This window comes from Patulibacter ginsengiterrae, from assembly GCF_056269115.1.
The window spans coordinates 265,422-283,187 of the sequence record NZ_JBWDOG010000003.1; the positions used below are offsets into that span (position 1 = coordinate 265,422).

The following is a 17,766-nucleotide window of genomic DNA, read 5'->3' on the forward strand; positions in this document are numbered from 1 at the left end:
GGTACGAGTTCCCTGACCTTCCCCGGCTGACCGCACCCTGACTGTAGGAGTCCCGATGCACGGCACCCCCTCGCCCACGACACCTCCCACCGAGCCTGAAGGCCGCACGCTGGTCATCGGTGGTGGCCCGGCCGGCCTCACCGCCGGCTACCTGCTGGCCAAGCGCGACGCCGAGGTGACGGTCTTCGAGGCCGCCGACCAGGTCGGCGGAATCGCGATGACGGTCGTGCGCGACGGGTACCGGTTCGACCTCGGCGGGCACCGCTTCTTCACCAAGGTCCGCGAGGTCGAGGACCTCTGGTACGAGATCATGGGCGACGAGTTCCTCCGCCGCCCGCGGATGTCGCGGATCTTCTGGAACGGCAAGTTCCTCGACTACCCGCTCAACGGGATGGACGTCATCAAGAAGCTCGGCCCCGTCGAGCTGACGCGTGCCGGCTTCTCGTACCTCTGGGCCGTCGCCAAGAAGCCGTTCCGTCGCAAGCCGGAGACGTCGCTCGAGGAGTGGGTCTCCAACCGCTTCGGCAAGCGGCTGTACGAGCACTTCTTCAAGACCTACACCGAGAAGGTCTGGGGCCGGCCCGCCAGCGAGATGACCGCCGACTGGGCCGCCCAGCGGATCAAGGGCCTCTCGTTCGTGACGGCGGCCAAGGACGCCTTCTTCCCCTCCAAGAACGGCGACATCAAGACGCTGATCACGGAGTTCGACTACCCCCGCTACGGGCCGGGGCAGATGTGGGAGAAGATGACCAACGCGATCGAGGAGCGCGGTGGGTCGATCGAGATGGAGAGCCCGATCGAGCGGATGAAGCTCGAGGGCAACCGCATCACCGAGATCACGGTCAACGGCGAGACGCTGACCGACTTCGGCAACGTCGTCTCCTCGCTGCCGCTGCGCAACCTGATGCGGATGACCGAGGGCGCGCCGGCCGAGGTCGTCGCCGCGGCCGAGGCGCTCCGGTACCGCGACTTCCTGACGGTGTCGCTGATCCTCGACGGCGAGGATCCGTTCCCGGACAACTGGATCTACATCCACGAGCCCGGCGTGATCGTCGGCCGGATCCAGAACTTCCGCTCGTGGAGCCCCTGGATGGTCCCGGACGAGACCAAGGGCTGCGTGGGGATGGAGTACTTCTGCTTCGAGGGCGACGACCTCTGGACGTCGAGCGACGAGGACCTGGTCGCGCTGGCGACCAAGGAGCTCCAGGAGATCGGGCTGTCGAAGCCCGGCCAGGTCGTCAAGGGCTACGTGGTCCGCGTCCCGAAGGCCTACCCCGACTACGTCGACGGCTACGCCGAGAACGTCCAGATCATCAAGCGCTGGGTCGCCTCGGTCGAGAACCTGCAGCAGGTCGGCCGTAACGGGCTGCACCGCTACAACAACTCCGACCACTCGATGCTCACGTCGATGCGCGCGGTCGACAACCTCTACGGCGAGGACCACGACCTCTGGGAGGTCAACGCCGAGGACGAGTACCTCGAAGAGGGCGAGACCAAGCAGAGCCCGTACCCGTACCAGGCGGGCAAGACCCCGTCGGGCGAGATCGGGAGCCACGACGACGTCGCGATCACCACCAGCGCCGAGGTCTCGGACAAGTAGCGCTCCGCTGCCTGTCGGCGCGAGGCGCCGAAGCTGGACGACGGCCGCCCGAGGGGCGGCCGTCGTGCGTTCAGGGGCTACGGCGCCGCCGAGGCGGGAACCGCGCCCGGGCGACCAGCGTGGAGAGGGCGTGACGCTGCGGTCTCGTCGAGATCATCATCCGGCTCCTTGTCGTGAGGGCTCCACGGCACGACGGATCGACCCTCACGGGTTCCGGGATCCGGTGAGTGGAGCGAAGCGGGGACGAGGCTTGCACGACGGTGGGGGCCCACCCGGACGCCCGCCACCGGGGCCCCGAGCCTGGCGGCGACGGCACGGCCGGGTTGGCGCTCCGCGATCGCCGCCCCGGTTGGGGCCCGCGCCGGGTACGCTCATGCGTCGTGCGTACGATCCACCTCCACGACACCGCCAGCGGCAAGCTGCTCGAGCTGCGGCCACGGGTACCGGGGCAGGTCGGCATCTATGCCTGTGGACCGACGGTCTACAACCGGATCCACGTCGGCAACGCGCGACCGTTCGTGGTCTACGCGCTGCTCAAGCGCTTCCTCGAGTTCGAGGGCTACGACGTCACGCTGGTCAGCAACCTGACCGACGTCAACGACAAGATCTACGCCGCGGCGGTCCGTCAGGGGATCTCGTCGACCGTGCTGGCCGAGGAGATGGGCGGCCTGTACCGGGCCGACACCGATCGCCTCGAGCTCGGGCGCCCCGACGTCGAGCCTCTGGCGACGACGTCGATGCCCGGGATCATCGCCCTGATCGACGACCTCGTCGGGCGGGACGCGGCGTACGAGGTCGAGGGCGACGTCTACTTCCGGGTCCGCAGGGACCCCGGCTACGGCAGCCTCTCGCACCGCGACGTCGACCAGATGGACCAGGGCGAGGGCGACGACCTCGTCGGCACGGGCCGCAAGCAGGACCCGCTCGACTTCGCCCTCTGGAAGGCGACCAAGCCCGGCGAGGACACGGCCTGGGACAGCCCCTGGGGCCGCGGCCGTCCCGGCTGGCACATCGAGTGCTCGGCGATGGCGGAGGAGACGCTCGGCGTCGGCTTCGAGATCCACGGCGGTGGCAGCGACCTCGTCTTCCCGCACCACGAGAACGAGGCCGCGCAGACCCGCTGCGCCCGCGACCACGAGCTCGCCCAGATCTGGATGCACAACGGGATGCTCCAGCTGCGCGGCGAGAAGATGGCCAAGTCGGTCGGCAACGTGACGCCGCTGCACCAGGCGCTCGACGAGGTCGGACGCGACGCGCTGGTCCTGCTGTTCTGCTCGGCGCACTACCGCCAGCCGCTCGCGTACTCGGACGAGACGCTCGAGCAGGCCCAGGCTGGTATCCGACGTCTGCGGGAAGCTGGGCGCACGTTGACCCCTGGGGCATCGCCCGCAGATCTCGCGCCGGAGCGCGATGCGTTCCTGGACGCCCTCTCCGACGACTTCAACACGGCCCAGGCCCTCGGGCATCTGTGGACCTGGGTCCGCGAGGCGAACCGGCGCGGTGGCGTCGGCGACCAGCACCTGCGGGAGATGCTCGGCATCCTCGCGCTGGAGCACCTGCTGGACGCCGACACCGGCGATGGGCCGGACGAACAGGCGCTCGCGCTGCTGGCCGAGCGCCAGGCCGCGCGGGCCGCCAAGGACTGGGCAAGAGCCGACGAGCTGCGCGACGCGCTGGCCGCGGCCGGATGGGTCGTCCGCGACGGCCCGCAGGGCGCAGACCTCATACGAGTGGAGAACTGATGGCACCGAAGCCGAAAGGTGGCGGCGGCGGAGCCGGCCGTCCGCGTCGGGATCGACCGAGCGGGGGAGGAGCGTCGTCGAGCAGTGGACGTGGTCGTCCGGGCGGTCGTGACGAGCAGGGCGGGACGAGCCGCGACGCGCGTCGCGCTGCGGATCTGACCGGCGGCAAGTCGGCGCGCGACGCGCGCCGGGCCGAGGGCGGACGCAAGGGCAACAAGCCGCGCGATCCCAGCAAGCCGGACCCCCGCGGCGAGGGCTACTGGGGCGACCAGCGCGGCCCGGAGTACTGGAAGGCCCGCAAGGCGGCCGCCAAGGCCGGCAAGCCGTTCGGTCCGCACGACGGCAAGGACGCTCGGGGCGATCGTCCCGGGGGAGCCCCGGGTGGCCGCCGCTCGGGTCCGCCGGGTGGCGCACGCTCGGAGCAACGGCGTCCCAGCGGCCCGCGTGGCGACCGTGACCAGGTCGGCGACGACCGTCCGCGTCGCTCGGCCGCTCCGCCGCTGCCGCCCGACTTCCGCAACGAGGGGCAGCTGCTCTACGGCCGCAACGCGGTCCACGAGGCGCTGCGCGCCGATCGCCGCGAGATCCGTGGCGTCTGGGCGACCCCGGCGACGGTCCAGGCCGAGGAGTGGCTGGAGGACGTCGAGGTCGTGACGGTCGACAGCGACGCGCTGACGGCGCTCGCGGGCAGCGCCGACCACCAGGGCGTGGTCGCCGCTGCCGACCCCTACCCGTACGTCGAGCTGGAGGAGCTGCTGTCGCAGCCGAACCCGCTGATCATCGCGCTCGACGAGGTCCAGGACCCGCAGAACCTGGGCGCGATAGCGCGGACCGCGGAGTGCGTCGGCGCGACCGGGATGATCATCTGCCGCCACCGCGCGGCCGAGGTCACGCCGTCCGCGGCGAAGGCCTCTGCCGGGGCCGTCGAGCACCTGCCGATCGCTCAGGTCCGGAACCTCGCCGACGCGCTGACGGCCGCCAAGGACGTCGACTGCTGGGTCTACGGGGCCGCTGGTGACGAGGACGACGCCGTCGCCTACGACAAGCCGGACTACACCGGTGGCGTGGTGCTCGTGATGGGTGCCGAGGGCACCGGTCTGCGGACCCGGGTTACGGACACCTGCGACGCGCTCGTCGCGTTGCCGCTGCGCGGAAGGATCGACAGCCTCAACGTGGGCGCGGCAAGTGCCGTGTTGCTGTACGCGATCTTGCAGCAGCGAGATCGACTTGACACTGGTTCATAACTTCTGTCACAGTCCTCCTCGTCGTGACCGTCGACCTCAGGTCTAGACCGGGCCCTAGGGTGGTCGGCACGACGAGTAGCAGGACAACTTTTTTCTCATAGCGCCGTGGGAGGCGCGCGTTACGAGGCTGTTCAGTTCGCGTGGAGGCGAACGGAAAGGCATCTCGTGGCACAACTCAAGACTGCCCCTAACGCTCAACGTCAGGTTGAGGATGGGTTCCTTATCGCCCGCTCGAAGCGCGGCGACGGAGAAGCGACCAACAGACTGATTGCGCGGTACCACGGCTTCGTTCGGATGAAGGCCAGTTCCTTCTTCCTGAACGGGGGCGACCGCGACGATCTGATCCAGTACGGCCTGATGGGGCTGTACGAGGCGATCCGTGATTTCCGGACCGACCGCGAATCGAGCTTCCGCAACTTCGCGGAGCTGTGCATCACCCGCCGGATGATCACGGCGATCAAGGCCGACAACCGCCACAAGGCGAAGCTGCTCAACGACGCCGTGTCGCTGTCGGCTCCGCCGCCGGGCGCGGCCGAGGGCGAGAGCACGATGCACGACGTGATCGCCGGTCCCCAGAAGCACGACCCAGCCCGTCTGGCCGTCGACCGCGACGAGCTGCGCGCGCTCGTCTCGTCGGTCCCGGAGCTGCTCAGCGACCTCGAGTCGCGGGTCCTCGCCCTGTACCTGCGAGGCCGCACCTACGAGGAGATCGCCGAGAAGCTGGGGTCCGACACCAAGCGGGTCGACAACGCGCTCCAGCGGGTCAAGCGCAAGGTCGGTGACTTCCTGCGCGAGCGGGAGCGCGTGCCGCTGCGCGTGGTGGCGTAGACCCTCCGCCGGTCCGTAGGATCTGGCGCGATGCCGCTCATCGTGTTGCTGACCTCCGTCCCTGCCCGCCTGACGGGCCACGTGCCACTGGCCGTCTCGGTGGTGGGGATCGTCGTCATCGCGGTGGTCGCGGCGATCGTGCTGCTCGCGCTGACCGGGTGGGTCGCCGGGCGCCGTCGCGCCCGCGCCTCCCACGACCAGATGCTGGCGCGCCTGCGTCAGGCGAACTCCGCGCTCGCCGAGGCCCACGCCTCCGACGAGGGCTGGGACCGCGCGGCGCTGGAGTCCGCCGCCCGCGATGCCGCTCGTGCCCGCGGCATCGCCGACCCCACGGCGGTCGAGCTGGTGCTCGTCTCCGTCGACGATCAGCCCGGTGTCGACGACGACCGGGCGACCTTCACGGTCGTCGACGGAGACCAGCGGATCGAGCTGGTGCTCGGCCGCACCGGTGGCGTCTGGGGGCCGATCGCCCCCGACGCGCGCTGAGCGCCGCTCACTCCGCGGGGCGGCCGATCAGGTCGTCGGCGATCTCGCCGGTCTGGACCGCCCAGAGCGCGGCGTAGCGCCCGCCGAGGGCCAGCAGCTGCTCGTGGGTCCCGGCCTCGGCCACGACCCCGGCGTGCATCACGTGGATCCGGTCGGCGTGCCGGATCGTCGACAGCCGGTGGGCGATCACGATCGTCGTCCGCTCGTGGCTGACGCGGAGCAATGAGCGCTGGATCGCCGCCTCGGTCTCGTTGTCGACGGCGCTGGTGGCCTCGTCGAGGACCAGGATCGGCGGATTCCGGACGAGCGCGCGGGCGATCGTGAGCCGCTGCCGCTGGCCGCCGGAGAGCTTGATGCCGCGCTCGCCGACGGGCGTGTCGTACCCCTGCGGCAGGTCCTGGACGAAGCCGTCCGCCTCGGCCAGGACGGCGGCCCGCTGGAGCTGCTCGTCGCTGGCGTCGGGCGCGCCGTAGCGGAGGTTGTCGGCGACGCTGCCGTCGAACAGGAAGGTGTCCTGGCCGACGTACCCGATCGCGCCCCGGAGGCTGGCGAAGGACAGCTCCTCGGCGGGGACCCCACCGACGCTCAGCTGGCCGCCGTCCGGGTCGTAGAGCCGCAGCAGCAGCTTCACGACCGTCGACTTGCCGGCTCCGGTCGCGCCGACGATCGCGTGGGTCTCCCCGGCCGGGACGTCGAGCTGGAGACCACGGAGCACGGGGCGCCGCTCGGGCGCTGCGGCGGGGACCGGTGCGTCGTCGGGATGGGCGGCGTTGGCGTCGTCGGCCGCGTCGGGATCGCTGGTCCGGTAGCCGAACTCGACCTCGTCGAAGCGCACCGCGAGTCCGGTTCGGCCGGCTTGCTCGGGGAGCTGGCGGGTGCCACCGGCGACCGCCACGGGGGTGTCGAGGAGGTCGAGGATCCGGCGGATCGAGGCGACCCCGCGCTGGTACAGGTCGAGCGTCTCGCCGAGCTCGGTCAGCGGCCACAGCAGCCGCTGGGTCATGAACACCAGCACCGAGTAGAGGCCGATCTCGAGGCTGCCGTCGAGCGCCGCGCGGCCGCCGAGGACCAGGGTCAGGATGAAGCCGACCAGGATCGCCATCCGGATCAGCGGCACGAACGCGGCGCTCAACGCGATCGCCTGGCGATTGGCCTGGGCGTAGTCGGCCGACGCGACGGAGACTCGGGCGGCCTCGCGCTCCTCGGCGCCGAACGCCTTGATCGTGGCGATCCCGCCGAGGTTGCCCCCGATCAGCCCGCCGAGCCGACCAGCCCGCTCGCGGACGGCGACGTAGCGCGGTCCGAGCCGGCGCTGGAAGAGCAGCGAGCCGCCGATGATCACCGGGATCGGCAGGAAGGCGACGAGCGCCAGCATCGGCGAGATCACGACGAAGACCGCGCCGACCGCGATCACGTTGGTGGCGGTCAGGATGATCTTGCTCGCGCCGACGTCGAGGAACCGCTCGAGCTGGTTGACGTCGTCGTTGAGGACGGTCAGCAGTCGGCCGGAGGCGCGATCCTCGAACCAGGCCAGGTCCAGCTCCTGGACGTGGCGGTAGGTGTCGAGGCGCAGCTCGTGTTGGAGGTCCTGCGAGAGCCCGCGCCAGAGGCGGTCGGCGATGTACTGGCTCGAGGATTCGAGGACCCACGCGATCACGGTGATCCCGGCGAGCACGAGCAGTTGGTCGCCCCGGTCCTCGACGCCGAAGATCTGGGCGACGAAGCTGTCGTCGGTCCGGACCACGACGTCGATCGCGACGCCGATCAGCAGCTCCGGCGCGATGTCGAAGAGCTTGTTGAGGATCGTCGAGATCGTCGCCGCGATGATCCGGGGACGGAAACGGCCCGCGCGGCGCCAGAGACGGCGCAGCGGGTGCAGGTCCGCGTCGGTCGGACGGGCGGCGAGGACCCCGGGGGCTGGGTGGTCGGCGGCCATTAGGGCAGGCTACGACAGGACCCCTCCGGGCTACTGCGCGCCTGCCTCCGGGCCCGGGCCCGGGGAAGGAGGCAGAGCCGAGGGGGAGCCGTCAGCGGAGCCAGGCGACGGACCTGAGCGGCGGAAGGCCCCGGCGACGGTCCACGCTCGCGTCCCGTGTCCACCTCGAGCGCGTACCGGGGGCGATCGGAGCCGGAGGTCGGAGCAGGCCGATCCCCACCTCCGACGAGGCCACGAGTCCTTCGGGGAACGACCGGACGGTAGTTCGGGCGCTCCGGAGAGCCGACGACCGGATTCGAACCGGTGACCTTCCGCTTACAAGGCGAGTGCTCTACCAACTGAGCTACGTCGGCCGGGGCCCCGCACAGTACCGCGCGCGGGCCGCTGAGGCCGTCGTGGGCCGTGCCGCGGGGAACGCTCCGCGGTCCGCCCGATCGGCCCGGATCCGGCGCCCCGCCTGTAACCGCGGGGCCGCACCGGGGTCACTACAAGTGCGATGCCGCCCGAATCAGCACCCCCGACCGACCAGCAGCGACAGGACGCGCCGTCCCCGCTGCCGGTGGCCGTCACCAAGCCGGGCGAACGACCGGACCTGAGCCGCGACCAGCGCCTCGCCCTCCACCAGCGGGTCGACAAGGGCGTCAATCCGCTCGTCTACTGGGTCGTCCGCGCGTTCTTCCAGCCGTTCTTCCACGTCTACTTCCGGATGACGCGGATCGGTCGCGAGCACGTTCCGGCCAGCGGCCCGGTGATCTTCGCCGCCAATCACCGCAGCTTCCTCGATCCGTTCGTGATCGGCGCGATGAGCCGCCGGCCGCTCTACTTCGTGGCCAAGAAGGAGCTCTTCCGCAAGCCGCTCCAGCGGTGGTTCCTCAACAGCCTCGGGGCGTTCCCGATCGACCGTGGCGGTGCCGACGGCGACGCGATGGGCACCGCCCGCGCCGTGCTCGAGCGTGGCGACTGCGTCGTGATCTTCCCCGAGGGCACGCGGACCCGGCCCGGCGGGATCGGCAGCCCGAAGCGTGGCGTCGGTCGACTGGCGCTGGAGACCGGCGCCCCGGTCGTGCCGATCGCCGTCCACGGCACCACCCACATCCGGACCCGCTGGCGGATCCGCCCGCACAAGGTGATCGTGCGGGCCGGGCGCCCGTTGACCTTCCCGCACATCGAGGAGCCGACCGCGGACCTCGCTCGCGCGGTGACCGCGCGGATCTGGCCCTGCGTCGAGCTGCAGTGGAACTCGCTCGGCGGGCACATGACCGAGCGCGGGATCGGCGTCGACCCGGCGCTGCTGCGTCCGGAGCTGGCCCCGCCGGGCGGCCTCCAGATCGCCGCGGCCCCGGCGCCCGATGCCGAGCAGCTGCTGGAGACCCACGACCAGGAGAGCCGATCCGCGCACGGCTAGGGGGAGTCTGGCGGCCGGCCACCTGGACGCTAAGGTGAGCGGCGTGGACAAGGCGGAGCTCGACGACCGGTTCTCGGAGCTCTACCGGGCCCACCTGCGGGACGTCTACTCCTTCGCCTACTACCGGGTCGGCAACCACCACGACGCGGAGGACCTCACCGAGCAGACGTTCTTGCAGGCCTACCGGCACTTCGAGCGAGCGTTGAACGAGTCCGACGGACGGCCGCTGCGGCCGTGGCTGATCCGGATCGCGCACAACCTCGCCGCGAACCTCTTCCGTGACCGCTCCCGGCGGCCGCAGACCTCGATCGACGACGACGACTCGACGACGGTCCTGCGGGCGACCCACACCACCGAGGACCTGGTGGAGGAGCGCGACGAGCTGGGGCGCATCCTCGCTGCCGTGCAGGACCTGCCCGACGACCGCCGCGAGGCACTGATCATGCGTTTCGCCCTGGGAATGGACAACCGCGAGATCGCGAGGGCGATGGGCCGCTCCGACGGGGCGACCAAGGTCCTCCTGCACCGGGCGATCAAGCAGCTCGAGGGGCTCGTCGAGAAGACGCCGACGCCGGGGATCACGCGATGAGCCAGACCGACGACAAGATCGACATCGAACGGCTCCTGCGCGAGGCGATGGCGCCGATCGAGCCGCCGGAGCGGCTCGGGGCGCGGGTCGAGACGACGCTCCGCAACCTCACCGAGCTGGCCGCCGACGAGCTCGAGTCGTGGGAGCTGGCGGCGATGCGCGACCCGCGCAACTGGATCCGCCCGGCGGTCGCGGTCGCGGTCGGCGGAACCGCCGGCACCGGTCTCGCGCTGCTGGGTTGGCGCCAGCGCAGCCGCCAGCGACGCAAGCACGCGGGTATCACCCTCGACCGCGCGGCCGAGGACGTGGCCGACGCGGTTCGACGGGGCGTCGAGCGGCTCAGCAAGCGCTGAGTCCCCGGTCGGCTTGGGTCGGCGGGTTGCCTGGTAGCTTTCCGCTCGAATGACCACTTGCTATCGCCACCCGGCGCGTGAGACCGGCGTGGCGTGCTCCCACTGCGGCCGGCCGATCTGTCCCGACTGCATGACGGCCACCCCGGTCGGCATGCGGTGCCCTGAATGCGCCAAGCAGCGCACCAAGGTCCACACGATGGGCTCGATCGGGGGCGCGGCGGCCGCCAGGGTGACCCAGACGATCATCGCCGTCTGCGTCGTCGTCTTCCTGCTGGAAGGCAACTTCGGGATCACCGGCGGGTCGGGCAGCAGCTGGGTCTACCAGCACGGTGCGCTGTGGGGCCCGGCCGTCTACTTCAACGACGAGTACTGGCGCCTCGTCACCAGCGGCTTCCTGCACACGGGGCTGCTGCACGTCGCCTTCAACATGTACATCCTGTACATCCTCGGTACGGAGATCGAGCAGCGGATCGGGAGCGCCCGGTTCGGGCTGCTGTACTTCACGGCCCTGCTCGGCGGGGCGTTCGGGGCCCTGCTCCAGACGACCACGACGCCGACGGTCGGTGCTTCGGGCGCGGTCTTCGGGCTGATGGGGTACCTCGTCGTCGAGATGCGCCGTCAGGGGATCAACCCGTTCCAGAGCCAGATCGGGATGCTGCTGGTGCTGAACGTGGTGATCTCGTTCCTGCCCGGGACGGGGATCAGCTTCGGTGGGCACCTCGGCGGACTGCTGTTCGGCGTGCTCGTCGCGGTCGCCCTGCACGAGGGCGACCGGCGTGGACCGCGCTGGCTCGGCCCGGCGCTCTGCGGCGGCCTCTGCGTCGTCGCGGTGGTCGGCTCGATCGTCACGGTCGGACAGCTCGGGACCACGGTCGGGTTCTAGCCGCCGGGCCGGCGTCGCCCGTCACCGACGCGCTGGCGTCGTTCCGCTGGGGGTCAGGAGGCGCGAGTAGAGGGCGTCGATCCGCTCCGCCAGCCGTTCGGGCCCGAACCGGGCCCGGGCGTTCTGCGCGGCGGCGGCCCCGAGCTGAGCGCGGCGGGCGGGATCGTCGCGCAGCTCCGCCAACACCCGCGAGAGGGTGGCGGGGTCGCCCGGCGGGACGAGCACGCCGAGGCGTCCGCCGTCGAGCAGCTCGCGGGGGCCGCTGTGGTCGGCGGCGACCACGCAGCATCCGGCGGCGGCCGCTTCGAGGACGGCGCTGGGCAGCGGATCGGGTTGCGTCGACGGCACGGCGACGAGGTCGGCCGCCGCGTAGACCAGGCCGACCCGGTCGACGAACCCCGGCAGCCGGACGCGCTCGTCCACGCCCAGGCCTGCGGCTCGCTCGTGCAGGGCCCGGGTCATCTGCGGCGTGTGCCGCCAGGCCGAGCCGGCGAGCAGCACGGCGACGCGAGGATCGTCCCGCAGCGGCGGTTCGGCGAGCGCATCGATCAGGATCTCCTGGCCCTTCCACGAGGAGAGCCGTCCGAGCAGCGCGACGACGAACGCGCCGGGCGCGAGGTCGAGCTGCTTGCGGGCGGCCGCGCGGGTGATCGGGTCGGGGGCGAGGGGGAGGCCGTCGGGCACGACCGTCGTCCGCGAGCCGCGGGGACTGCGGTTGGCCCGCGGCGCGCCGTCGAACTGGCCGCGGACGGCCTCGCTCACGCACGGGAGCGCATCGGCGGTCAACAACATCCTGCGGTAGGTCGGCCACCACCGCTCGTGGCCGCTGTAGAGCTCGCGCACGTGCCAGACGTGGGGGATCCGCGCGATCCGTGCGGCGGCGGCGCCGCCGAGCGTGACCGAGCTGTTGGTGTGGACGAGCGCGACGTCGCGGTGCCGGGCGAGGTGACCGAGTCCGCCGGCGTCCGACGCCCAGGCCGCGGCGACGCGGGCGAGTCCCGCAGGCGACAGCAGGTCCCGACGCAGCACCGAGAGCGGCCGGACGAGGACCTCCGCGCCGGCGTTGTGGAGGTCGTCGACCAGGGGACCGTCGTGGGCGAGCACCACGATCGCCCGGAAGCGCTCTGGGGCGAGTCCGCTGACCATCGCGGCGAGCTGGCGGTCGGCACCGTAGTGGCCCGCCGAGCTGTGGAGGTAGAGGATCGAGCGCGGCGCGCCCGGTACCGGGTGGCGTTGGGACGTCACGTGCTCCACTATCCCTCTTTATGGCGAACCTGATCGGTGGAGAACGACTCGACTCGTGGCTGGAGGGCCGTCCGTGGACGCACGTCGACGACGGTCTCGAGCGCGAGTGGACCTTCAAGGACTTCGCGGCGGCGCTCGACTTCGTCAATGCGGTCGGCGGTTTGGCCGAGGCGCAGGGGCATCACCCGGACATCGCGCTGCACGACTGGAACCACGTGCGGCTGCGGTTGTCGACCCATAGCGCGGCGGGGATCACCGAACACGATCTGGAGCTGGCCGAGCGGGTCGACGAGCTGCAGGAGCAGTAGTTCGCGTCAGAATGGCCATAGTGGGGCACTGCGCTAGGCGAAGTGAGTGCATATGCGCCAACTTCGCAGAAACGGTGCTTCCGAGGTCAAGTTCGATAGCCCAATCGGCGATTATGTTGTTGTCCGAGCCGATCCTGGTGCGGCTGGACGGGACAACATGGCCCGGTGCCCGGGACGGCGCCGTGCCAACATACGGGAAGGGCGATTCGTCGCCCTGACCACCACACACACGCACGGACGACCCCGTTGAGCTTGCTCTTCGGGGTCGTTTGTTTGTACCGCATACCGCGGGGCTCGTGGGGCGAGCTCGCATTCGCGACCGCCCCGTGGCGTAGCGCCCGGGTGACGCCCGGGCGAGCTACCGGCGGCGCGAGGCCGCCGGTCCTCGCTCGCTCAGCGGCGCCAGTCGAGGAAGCCCTCGCCGCTCTTGCGGCCGAGCTTGCCCTCGGCGACCAGGTCGCTCACGGCCTGGGGGACGTCGGCGCCGATGACCTCGCCGATCGCCTTCGAGACGTCGAGCCCGACGAAGTCGAGCAGGGCGAACGGGCCCATCGGCTGACCGGCACCGAGCTGCATGCAGGTGTCGATGTCCTTGGCGGAGAGCCCCGTCTCCTCCTTCAGCTTCACGGCCTCGAAGAGGAACGGGAAGAGCAGCTTGTTGACCACGAAGCCGGGCAGGTCCGGCATCTCGATCGCGGTCTTCTCCCAAGCGGTCGCCAGGTCGCGCGAGCGCTGCTTGGTGTCTTCGCTGGCCGCCGACGGGAAGATCAGCTCGATCAGCTCCATCTTCGTGACGGGGTTGAAGACGTGGAGGCCGACGAACCGCTCGCTGATGCCCGAGGCCTCGGCGAGCTTCTCGACCGAGAGCGAGGAGGTCGTGGTGGCGAGGATCGCGTTGGGCGCGGCCACGGCGACGAGCTGGCCGAAGACGGCCGACTTCGTCTCGTGGTCCTCCGAGACGGCCTCGATGATGTAGGTGGCCTCGCTGAAGTCGGCGATGTCGGTCGTCACCGTGACGCCGGAGACGTCGACCTCGAGCTTGCCGCCCTGCTTGTCGATCGACGCCTGCGCGCGGGCGGCGCTGGCCTCGGAGCGGGCCCACAGGAAGACCTTGGGGGATGTACGGGCGGCGGTGACCGCGATCCCGCAGGCAATGGTGCCGGATCCGGCGACGGCGACTGTCTCAGACATGTGGTTCCAGGTTCGCTGACGGAAGAATGGGGGAAAAGTGGCAGCCTACTGGGAGTCGGAAGCGACGCGTTGCGCCACTCCCACTGCCCGTGGAGGCCACCTTGGCGGGTCCCCGCCGCCTACGGCGGGAGCCCTCCAGGAGCGCCGACGATCCCCTGCGTCGGCGTCCGTCTTGATGATGCCGTGACTCAGCCGTCGGCGCCGAGCCGGAACCCGTTCGCGGCGGGGACCAGCGTCAACGGCGACGCCGGGAGCTCGTGGGGCAGCTCGGCGTCGTTGAAGACCGTCGGAGCGAGGTCGTTCGGGCCGTCGGGATGGAACAGGGCCGCCAGCAGCTGGGCCTGGCCGCGGCCGGCGCCGAGCTCGGTCTGGCCCCCGGAGTAGACGCCGATGCCGCGGGCGGCACAGGCCTCGTAGACGGCCGAGAGCTCGCGCAGGCAGCCGACGCGCGACGGCTTGACGTTGACGATGACCGGGGTGAACGGCAGCTGATCGAGGTCGGCGGCGCTCTGGAGCGGGACGTCCCAGGTCAGGCGAGCGGCGTGCTCGCGAAGCACCGGCTCGGTCTCCGGGGTCACGCCCGGATCCTCGAAGAGGGCGTCGGGCAGGCCCTCCAGGAGCAGCCGGTAGGTCGCGGCGTCGACCGGGGTGTCGACCGTGGTGCCGTGGTACCAGCCCTTGAGGTCGACGGTCGCGACGGCGTCGTCGCCGGCGAGCGCGGCGACGGCATCGGCGTCCCAGGCGGTGCCGAGATCGAGCTTCATGCGGAGGCCGGGCGAGCGCTTCCGCAGGTCGGCGATCACCGTCGGGTCGGGCGGGTCGCCGACGGCGCGGCTGGAGACGAACGTCATCGGCGCGACCGGTCGGGCGGCCAACTCGGCCAGCGAGCGGCCGGCCTGCCGGAGGGCGAGGTCGAGGGCGGCCGACTCGAAGGCCCAGCGCCGGTAGCGCTCGTAGACCTCGTGCTCGGGCGGGGAGGGGAACAGGCTGACCTCGTCGAGGCGCTTCGCGAGGCTGGCGAGCGTCCAGCCGCCCCGCAGGTCGACGAGGCCGTCCCAGGCCTGGAAGAGCGGGTGGGCGTCGGCGTCGTAGGTGACGTCCTCGCCGACGCCGTCATGGCCGGCGCCGGAGAGGCGGACGAGGGTCGAACGGCGCAGGAAGGCGGCCGTCTGGCGCTCGAGTGGCTCACGGCCGACCGCGTCGATCTGGACCGGCAGGTCCTGGACGACCGACCACAGCGCCGGCCCGGCGACGGGAGGGGCAACGGAGATGGTCATGGTGCCTCGCGGGGATCGGGGAGGGTCACCGGGCCATCGTCGCTGCTGGTCCGGTCGGACACCAGCGCTGGTGTCCGGCTCCCGGGCGCGGCGAGGGCGCTCGGGTGGGCCAGGGCCCACCCGAGCGCGGGGTCACTTCGGCAGGGCCGTCGACGGCAGTCCGGGCATGCCGGGCTGGGCCGGGGTCCCGCGGACCTCGCCGCTGCGCCCGAGCTCGGTCAGGCGGATGATCTCGCTCTCACCGATCCGGCGCGCGGGATGGTCGGCGGGCAGGTCCGCGATCAGCCGGGCGACGCGGTTGCGGATCTGCTGCGCGAAGTGCGGCGTCGCGGCGCCGGTCAGCTCGCGGATGTCGTCGATCGTGACCGCGGCACCGAGGTTGCGGTGGTCGGGGCGTTCGGCTTCGCTCATGGGGTCTTCTTCGTCTCGGACTTCGGGGGAGGGGTGGGCGCCGACGTGGTGCCCGTGGTCCGGGTGCCGGTCGTCGTGGTCCCGGTCTTCGGCGCGGGCGTCGCGCCGGTCGTCGTTGCGGGGTTCGGGGCCGTCGTCGCGCCGCGGACGGGGACGATCTCCATCAGCGCGTCGAGCTGCGACTGGACCGCGACGTCGATCGCGCCGACGTCACCGGTCAGCCAGCCGCGGTTGTACACGCCGCGAGCAGGGTCGTTCTGGTAGCCGGGCTGGACGTCGAGCAGGTACTGGCGGACGGGCTCGGGCAGCTTGCTGGCGCTGTCGAGCAGCAGCAGCGGGCCGTGCAGGCCGGTCGCCGACAGCGGCGCGAGGGTGATCGCGGGCAGCGGGTCGCCCGCCCGCGCGAAGGTGAAGCCGTGGCCGGGCTCGTTGACGTTCCAGCCGAACGCGCCGTCGCTGAAGCGGGCGAAGGCGATCGCGTTCTTGACCGGGTCGGGGTCGCCGATCCGGCGGACGGTCCCGTAGCGGCGCAGCTGCTTGGCGACCGCGGGGGAGATCGCGCTGTCGGGGCCGAGCACGTAGAGCTTGGCGCCGGGGTGGGTCCGCAGCTGGCGGGCGGTCGCCGGCGGGATCGCGTCCTTGGTGACGAAGGCGACCGGGTCGCCGGTCTTGGCCAGCCACGAGGCGGCGGGGACCGCGAACGCCGGCTGGTCGCCGCTGACGACGACCACCCGGTTGCTCGAGCGGCTGCGGGCGGCGGCACCGAAGCGGTCGATCGCCAGCGCGAGCTCGTAGGAGTCGGCGCCGCCGACGTCGGAGGTGCGGAGGCCGGAGGGACGGCCGACGTTGCCGATCCGGATCGCCTGGGCGCCCCCGGCGACGTCGCTGCCGACGGGGCGGAGCGCGGTCAGCGCCTCGGTCGTGGCCGCGGGCAGCTCGTTGCCGTCGCTGAACAGGATCGGGGCGCCGATCGGCGTCGCCATCAGCGAGGTCGCCGCGAGCGCCGTCCGCCAGTCGTTGCGGTCGACCAGCGTGACCACGCGGGCCTGGGTCTCGGCCGCGCCGCCCGAGTAGATGGCGCGCGCGATCCCGGCCGCAGCGTCGTCCGGGTCGTTGGTCGCGGTGCGGGTGGTGTTGCGCGTGGCGACGACCGGAAAGCCGAGGTTGGCAGCGGCCTTCGACTCGCCCTTGGGCGCGACGAACGGCGACGGTGGCTTGTCGCCGTCGCCGCCGCAACCGGTGAGGGCAACGGCCCCGGTCACCAGCGCAGCCAGCAGGACCGGGGCGCGGCGAGGACAGACCCGTTCCGTGCGCATCGGGCTGAACGCTACCCGCACGGCCCGCGGCCCGCGCCCCTCCCGCTCGCGTGCTGCTCTCCGCGGTGCGCCGATTCCCGCACGTTGCAGGATCAGGTGCAGGGCTGGGTGACACATTGCGCTGGCCCTGATACTGTGCCGCAAGCCGAATCGCCGGGGTCGTTCCCGGTGAGCGGGGGAACCACATGTTCCTTGGGGCTAATTCACCGGTCTTCCGGTGGAAGCGCTGGCTCTTTCTGCGCTAGCCCGTCAGCTAACCCCGTAGGCCGACGAAAGAGAACAGTTACGTGCGCTTCACTACTCGAGCTATGGCCTTGTCCGCGGTGCTTGCCGTCGGAATCGCCGGCACCGCGTCTGCAGCAACCCCTCGGACCGGTGGTCTGACGCCGGTCGAGCCGGCCGCTACGGCCCCCGCTGACCCCGCCGCTGCGGCTCCCGCCGCCGCTGGCGCCGTCGCGATCCCCGCCGGCATGCAGACCACCGCCGGCGTCCGCGCCAAGCGGTACAAGGGCAAGACCGTCGACGGGCGCACCGCCTACTTCGCTCGGGTCCCGCTGCAGGCCCCGGCCGCCGTTCAGACGGCCGTGATCGCTGCGAACAAGATCGTCGGCAAGCCGTACAAGTGGGGCGGCGGACACGCCCGGGTCGAGGACTCCGGCTACGACTGCTCCGGCACCATCAGCTACGCGCTGATCGGGGCCAACCTCCTCAAGACGCCGCTCTCCTCGTACGAGTTCGACGGCGAGTGGGCTGCCGCCGAGTCCGGCGTCGGCCAGTGGATCTCGGTCTACGGCAACCAGGGTCACGCCTACGCCGTGATCGCCGGTCTCCGCCTCGACACGTCGGCCGCCGCCGACACGAGCCGCCTCAAGGGCCCGCAGTGGCGCCCGAACAACCGCAAGGACGCGGCGTCGTTCGACGTCGTGCACCCGGCCGGGCTCTAACCCGCCTG

General features: G+C 71.6%; 17 protein-coding genes, 1 tRNA gene and 1 riboswitch. Of the genes, 11 read left to right on the forward strand and 7 right to left on the reverse strand.

Annotation, left to right across the window (positions count from 1 at the left end; all coding sequences use genetic code 11):
- Positions 1 to 55: 55 nt before the first annotated feature.
- From ACVUH9_RS07735 to ACVUH9_RS07755, 5 genes are all read left to right on the forward strand, one after another.
- Positions 56 to 1,600 (forward strand): NAD(P)/FAD-dependent oxidoreductase, encoded by a 1,545-nt coding sequence (locus ACVUH9_RS07735; RefSeq protein WP_475755568.1) that lies wholly within the window; start codon positions 56 to 58, stop codon positions 1,598 to 1,600.
- Positions 1,601 to 1,980: 380 nt separating this feature from the next.
- Positions 1,981 to 3,342, forward strand: coding sequence for a cysteine--tRNA ligase (gene cysS, locus ACVUH9_RS07740; protein WP_475755570.1), 1,362 nt, complete (start codon positions 1,981 to 1,983; stop codon positions 3,340 to 3,342).
- Positions 3,342 to 4,586, forward strand: a complete 1,245-nt coding sequence (gene rlmB / locus ACVUH9_RS07745; RefSeq protein WP_475755572.1) for a 23S rRNA (guanosine(2251)-2'-O)-methyltransferase RlmB — start codon at positions 3,342 to 3,344, stop codon at positions 4,584 to 4,586. Before cysS ends, rlmB begins: the two co-directional genes overlap by 1 nt.
- 165 nt (positions 4,587 to 4,751) lie before the next feature.
- Complete coding sequence (gene sigH / locus ACVUH9_RS07750; protein ID WP_475755645.1) at positions 4,752 to 5,414, forward strand: RNA polymerase sporulation sigma factor SigH; 663 nt, start codon at positions 4,752 to 4,754, stop codon at positions 5,412 to 5,414.
- Between the two features lie 30 nt (positions 5,415 to 5,444).
- Positions 5,445 to 5,900, forward strand: coding sequence for a hypothetical protein (locus ACVUH9_RS07755; RefSeq protein WP_475755574.1), 456 nt, complete (start codon positions 5,445 to 5,447; stop codon positions 5,898 to 5,900).
- Between the two features lie 7 nt (positions 5,901 to 5,907).
- On the opposite strand, the gene ACVUH9_RS07760 is transcribed toward ACVUH9_RS07755, so the two are convergent.
- Both ACVUH9_RS07760 and ACVUH9_RS07765 read right to left on the reverse strand, forming a co-directional pair.
- Positions 5,908 to 7,836, reverse strand: a complete 1,929-nt coding sequence (locus ACVUH9_RS07760; protein WP_475755576.1) for an ABC transporter ATP-binding protein — start codon at positions 7,834 to 7,836, stop codon at positions 5,908 to 5,910.
- A 280-nt stretch (positions 7,837 to 8,116) separates the two neighbouring features.
- Positions 8,117 to 8,189, reverse strand: a tRNA-Thr gene (locus ACVUH9_RS07765).
- Positions 8,190 to 8,332: 143 nt separating this feature from the next.
- Between ACVUH9_RS07765 and ACVUH9_RS07770 the strand changes: the two genes are divergently transcribed.
- The 4 genes from ACVUH9_RS07770 to ACVUH9_RS07785 all read left to right on the forward strand — a co-directional run bounded on the left by ACVUH9_RS07770 (position 8,333) and on the right by ACVUH9_RS07785 (position 11,066).
- Complete coding sequence (locus ACVUH9_RS07770) at positions 8,333 to 9,241, forward strand: lysophospholipid acyltransferase family protein (protein ID WP_475755578.1); 909 nt, start codon at positions 8,333 to 8,335, stop codon at positions 9,239 to 9,241.
- Between the two features lie 43 nt (positions 9,242 to 9,284).
- Positions 9,285 to 9,830 carry an RNA polymerase sigma factor gene (locus tag ACVUH9_RS07775; RefSeq protein WP_475755580.1) on the forward strand — a complete coding sequence of 182 codons (546 nt, stop codon included), beginning with the start codon at positions 9,285 to 9,287 and terminating at the stop codon, positions 9,828 to 9,830.
- A complete protein-coding gene (locus ACVUH9_RS07780) occupies positions 9,827 to 10,183 on the forward strand; it encodes a hypothetical protein (protein ID WP_475755582.1) in 357 nt (118 codons plus the stop codon). Before ACVUH9_RS07775 ends, ACVUH9_RS07780 begins: the two co-directional genes overlap by 4 nt.
- A 151-nt stretch (positions 10,184 to 10,334) precedes the next feature.
- Positions 10,335 to 11,066: a rhomboid family intramembrane serine protease gene (locus tag ACVUH9_RS07785; protein ID WP_475755584.1), complete on the forward strand. Its 732-nt coding sequence runs from the start codon at positions 10,335 to 10,337 to the stop codon at positions 11,064 to 11,066.
- Between the two features lie 21 nt (positions 11,067 to 11,087).
- On the opposite strand, the gene ACVUH9_RS07790 is transcribed toward ACVUH9_RS07785, so the two are convergent.
- Positions 11,088 to 12,311 carry a glycosyltransferase family 4 protein gene (locus ACVUH9_RS07790; protein WP_475755586.1) on the reverse strand — a complete coding sequence of 408 codons (1,224 nt, stop codon included), beginning with the start codon at positions 12,309 to 12,311 and terminating at the stop codon, positions 11,088 to 11,090.
- Positions 12,312 to 12,331: 20 nt separating this feature from the next.
- Between ACVUH9_RS07790 and ACVUH9_RS07795 the strand changes: the two genes are divergently transcribed.
- Positions 12,332 to 12,619 (forward strand): 4a-hydroxytetrahydrobiopterin dehydratase, encoded by a 288-nt coding sequence (locus tag ACVUH9_RS07795; protein WP_475755588.1) that lies wholly within the window; start codon positions 12,332 to 12,334, stop codon positions 12,617 to 12,619.
- 393 nt (positions 12,620 to 13,012) lie between these two features.
- On the opposite strand, the gene ACVUH9_RS07800 is transcribed toward ACVUH9_RS07795, so the two are convergent.
- From ACVUH9_RS07800 to ACVUH9_RS07815, 4 genes are all read right to left on the reverse strand, one after another.
- Complete coding sequence (locus ACVUH9_RS07800) at positions 13,013 to 13,810, reverse strand: 3-hydroxyacyl-CoA dehydrogenase family protein (RefSeq protein WP_475755590.1); 798 nt, start codon at positions 13,808 to 13,810, stop codon at positions 13,013 to 13,015.
- A gap of 188 nt (positions 13,811 to 13,998) precedes the next feature.
- Positions 13,999 to 15,087, reverse strand: a complete 1,089-nt coding sequence (locus ACVUH9_RS07805; RefSeq protein WP_475755592.1) for a hypothetical protein — start codon at positions 15,085 to 15,087, stop codon at positions 13,999 to 14,001.
- A gap of 132 nt (positions 15,088 to 15,219) precedes the next feature.
- Positions 15,220 to 15,498: a hypothetical protein gene (locus ACVUH9_RS07810; RefSeq protein ID WP_475755594.1), complete on the reverse strand. Its 279-nt coding sequence runs from the start codon at positions 15,496 to 15,498 to the stop codon at positions 15,220 to 15,222.
- Positions 15,495 to 16,814, reverse strand: coding sequence for a cell wall-binding repeat-containing protein (locus ACVUH9_RS07815; RefSeq protein WP_475755596.1), 1,320 nt, complete (start codon positions 16,812 to 16,814; stop codon positions 15,495 to 15,497). Before ACVUH9_RS07815 ends, ACVUH9_RS07810 begins: the two co-directional genes overlap by 4 nt.
- Positions 16,815 to 16,947: 133 nt before the next feature.
- A riboswitch (cyclic di-AMP (ydaO/yuaA leader) is annotated at positions 16,948 to 17,097 on the forward strand.
- Between the two features lie 187 nt (positions 17,098 to 17,284).
- On the opposite strand from ACVUH9_RS07815, the gene ACVUH9_RS07820 reads away from it, so the two are divergent.
- Positions 17,285 to 17,758 carry a peptidoglycan endopeptidase gene (locus ACVUH9_RS07820; protein ID WP_475755598.1) on the forward strand — a complete coding sequence of 158 codons (474 nt, stop codon included), beginning with the start codon at positions 17,285 to 17,287 and terminating at the stop codon, positions 17,756 to 17,758.
- The last annotated feature ends 8 nt before the right edge of the window (positions 17,759 to 17,766 follow it).

Coding starts and splice junctions, on each gene's coding strand:
- ACVUH9_RS07735 (WP_475755568.1), top strand. CDS start 56: ATGCACGGCACCCCCTCGCCCACGACACCTCCCACCGAGCCTGAAGGC.
- rlmB (WP_475755572.1), top strand. CDS start 3,342: ATGGCACCGAAGCCGAAAGGTGGCGGCGGCGGAGCCGGCCGTCCGCGT.
- ACVUH9_RS07755 (WP_475755574.1), top strand. CDS start 5,445: ATGCCGCTCATCGTGTTGCTGACCTCCGTCCCTGCCCGCCTGACGGGC.
- ACVUH9_RS07760 (WP_475755576.1), bottom strand. CDS start 7,836: ATGGCCGCCGACCACCCAGCCCCCGGGGTCCTCGCCGCCCGTCCGACC.
- ACVUH9_RS07770 (WP_475755578.1), top strand. CDS start 8,333: ATGCCGCCCGAATCAGCACCCCCGACCGACCAGCAGCGACAGGACGCG.
- ACVUH9_RS07780 (WP_475755582.1), top strand. CDS start 9,827: ATGAGCCAGACCGACGACAAGATCGACATCGAACGGCTCCTGCGCGAG.
- ACVUH9_RS07785 (WP_475755584.1), top strand. CDS start 10,335: ATGCGGTGCCCTGAATGCGCCAAGCAGCGCACCAAGGTCCACACGATG.
- ACVUH9_RS07795 (WP_475755588.1), top strand. CDS start 12,332: ATGGCGAACCTGATCGGTGGAGAACGACTCGACTCGTGGCTGGAGGGC.
- ACVUH9_RS07800 (WP_475755590.1), bottom strand. CDS start 13,810: ATGTCTGAGACAGTCGCCGTCGCCGGATCCGGCACCATTGCCTGCGGG.
- ACVUH9_RS07805 (WP_475755592.1), bottom strand. CDS start 15,087: ATGACCATCTCCGTTGCCCCTCCCGTCGCCGGGCCGGCGCTGTGGTCG.
- ACVUH9_RS07810 (WP_475755594.1), bottom strand. CDS start 15,498: ATGAGCGAAGCCGAACGCCCCGACCACCGCAACCTCGGTGCCGCGGTC.
- ACVUH9_RS07815 (WP_475755596.1), bottom strand. CDS start 16,814: ATGCGCACGGAACGGGTCTGTCCTCGCCGCGCCCCGGTCCTGCTGGCT.
- ACVUH9_RS07820 (WP_475755598.1), top strand. CDS start 17,285: ATGCAGACCACCGCCGGCGTCCGCGCCAAGCGGTACAAGGGCAAGACC.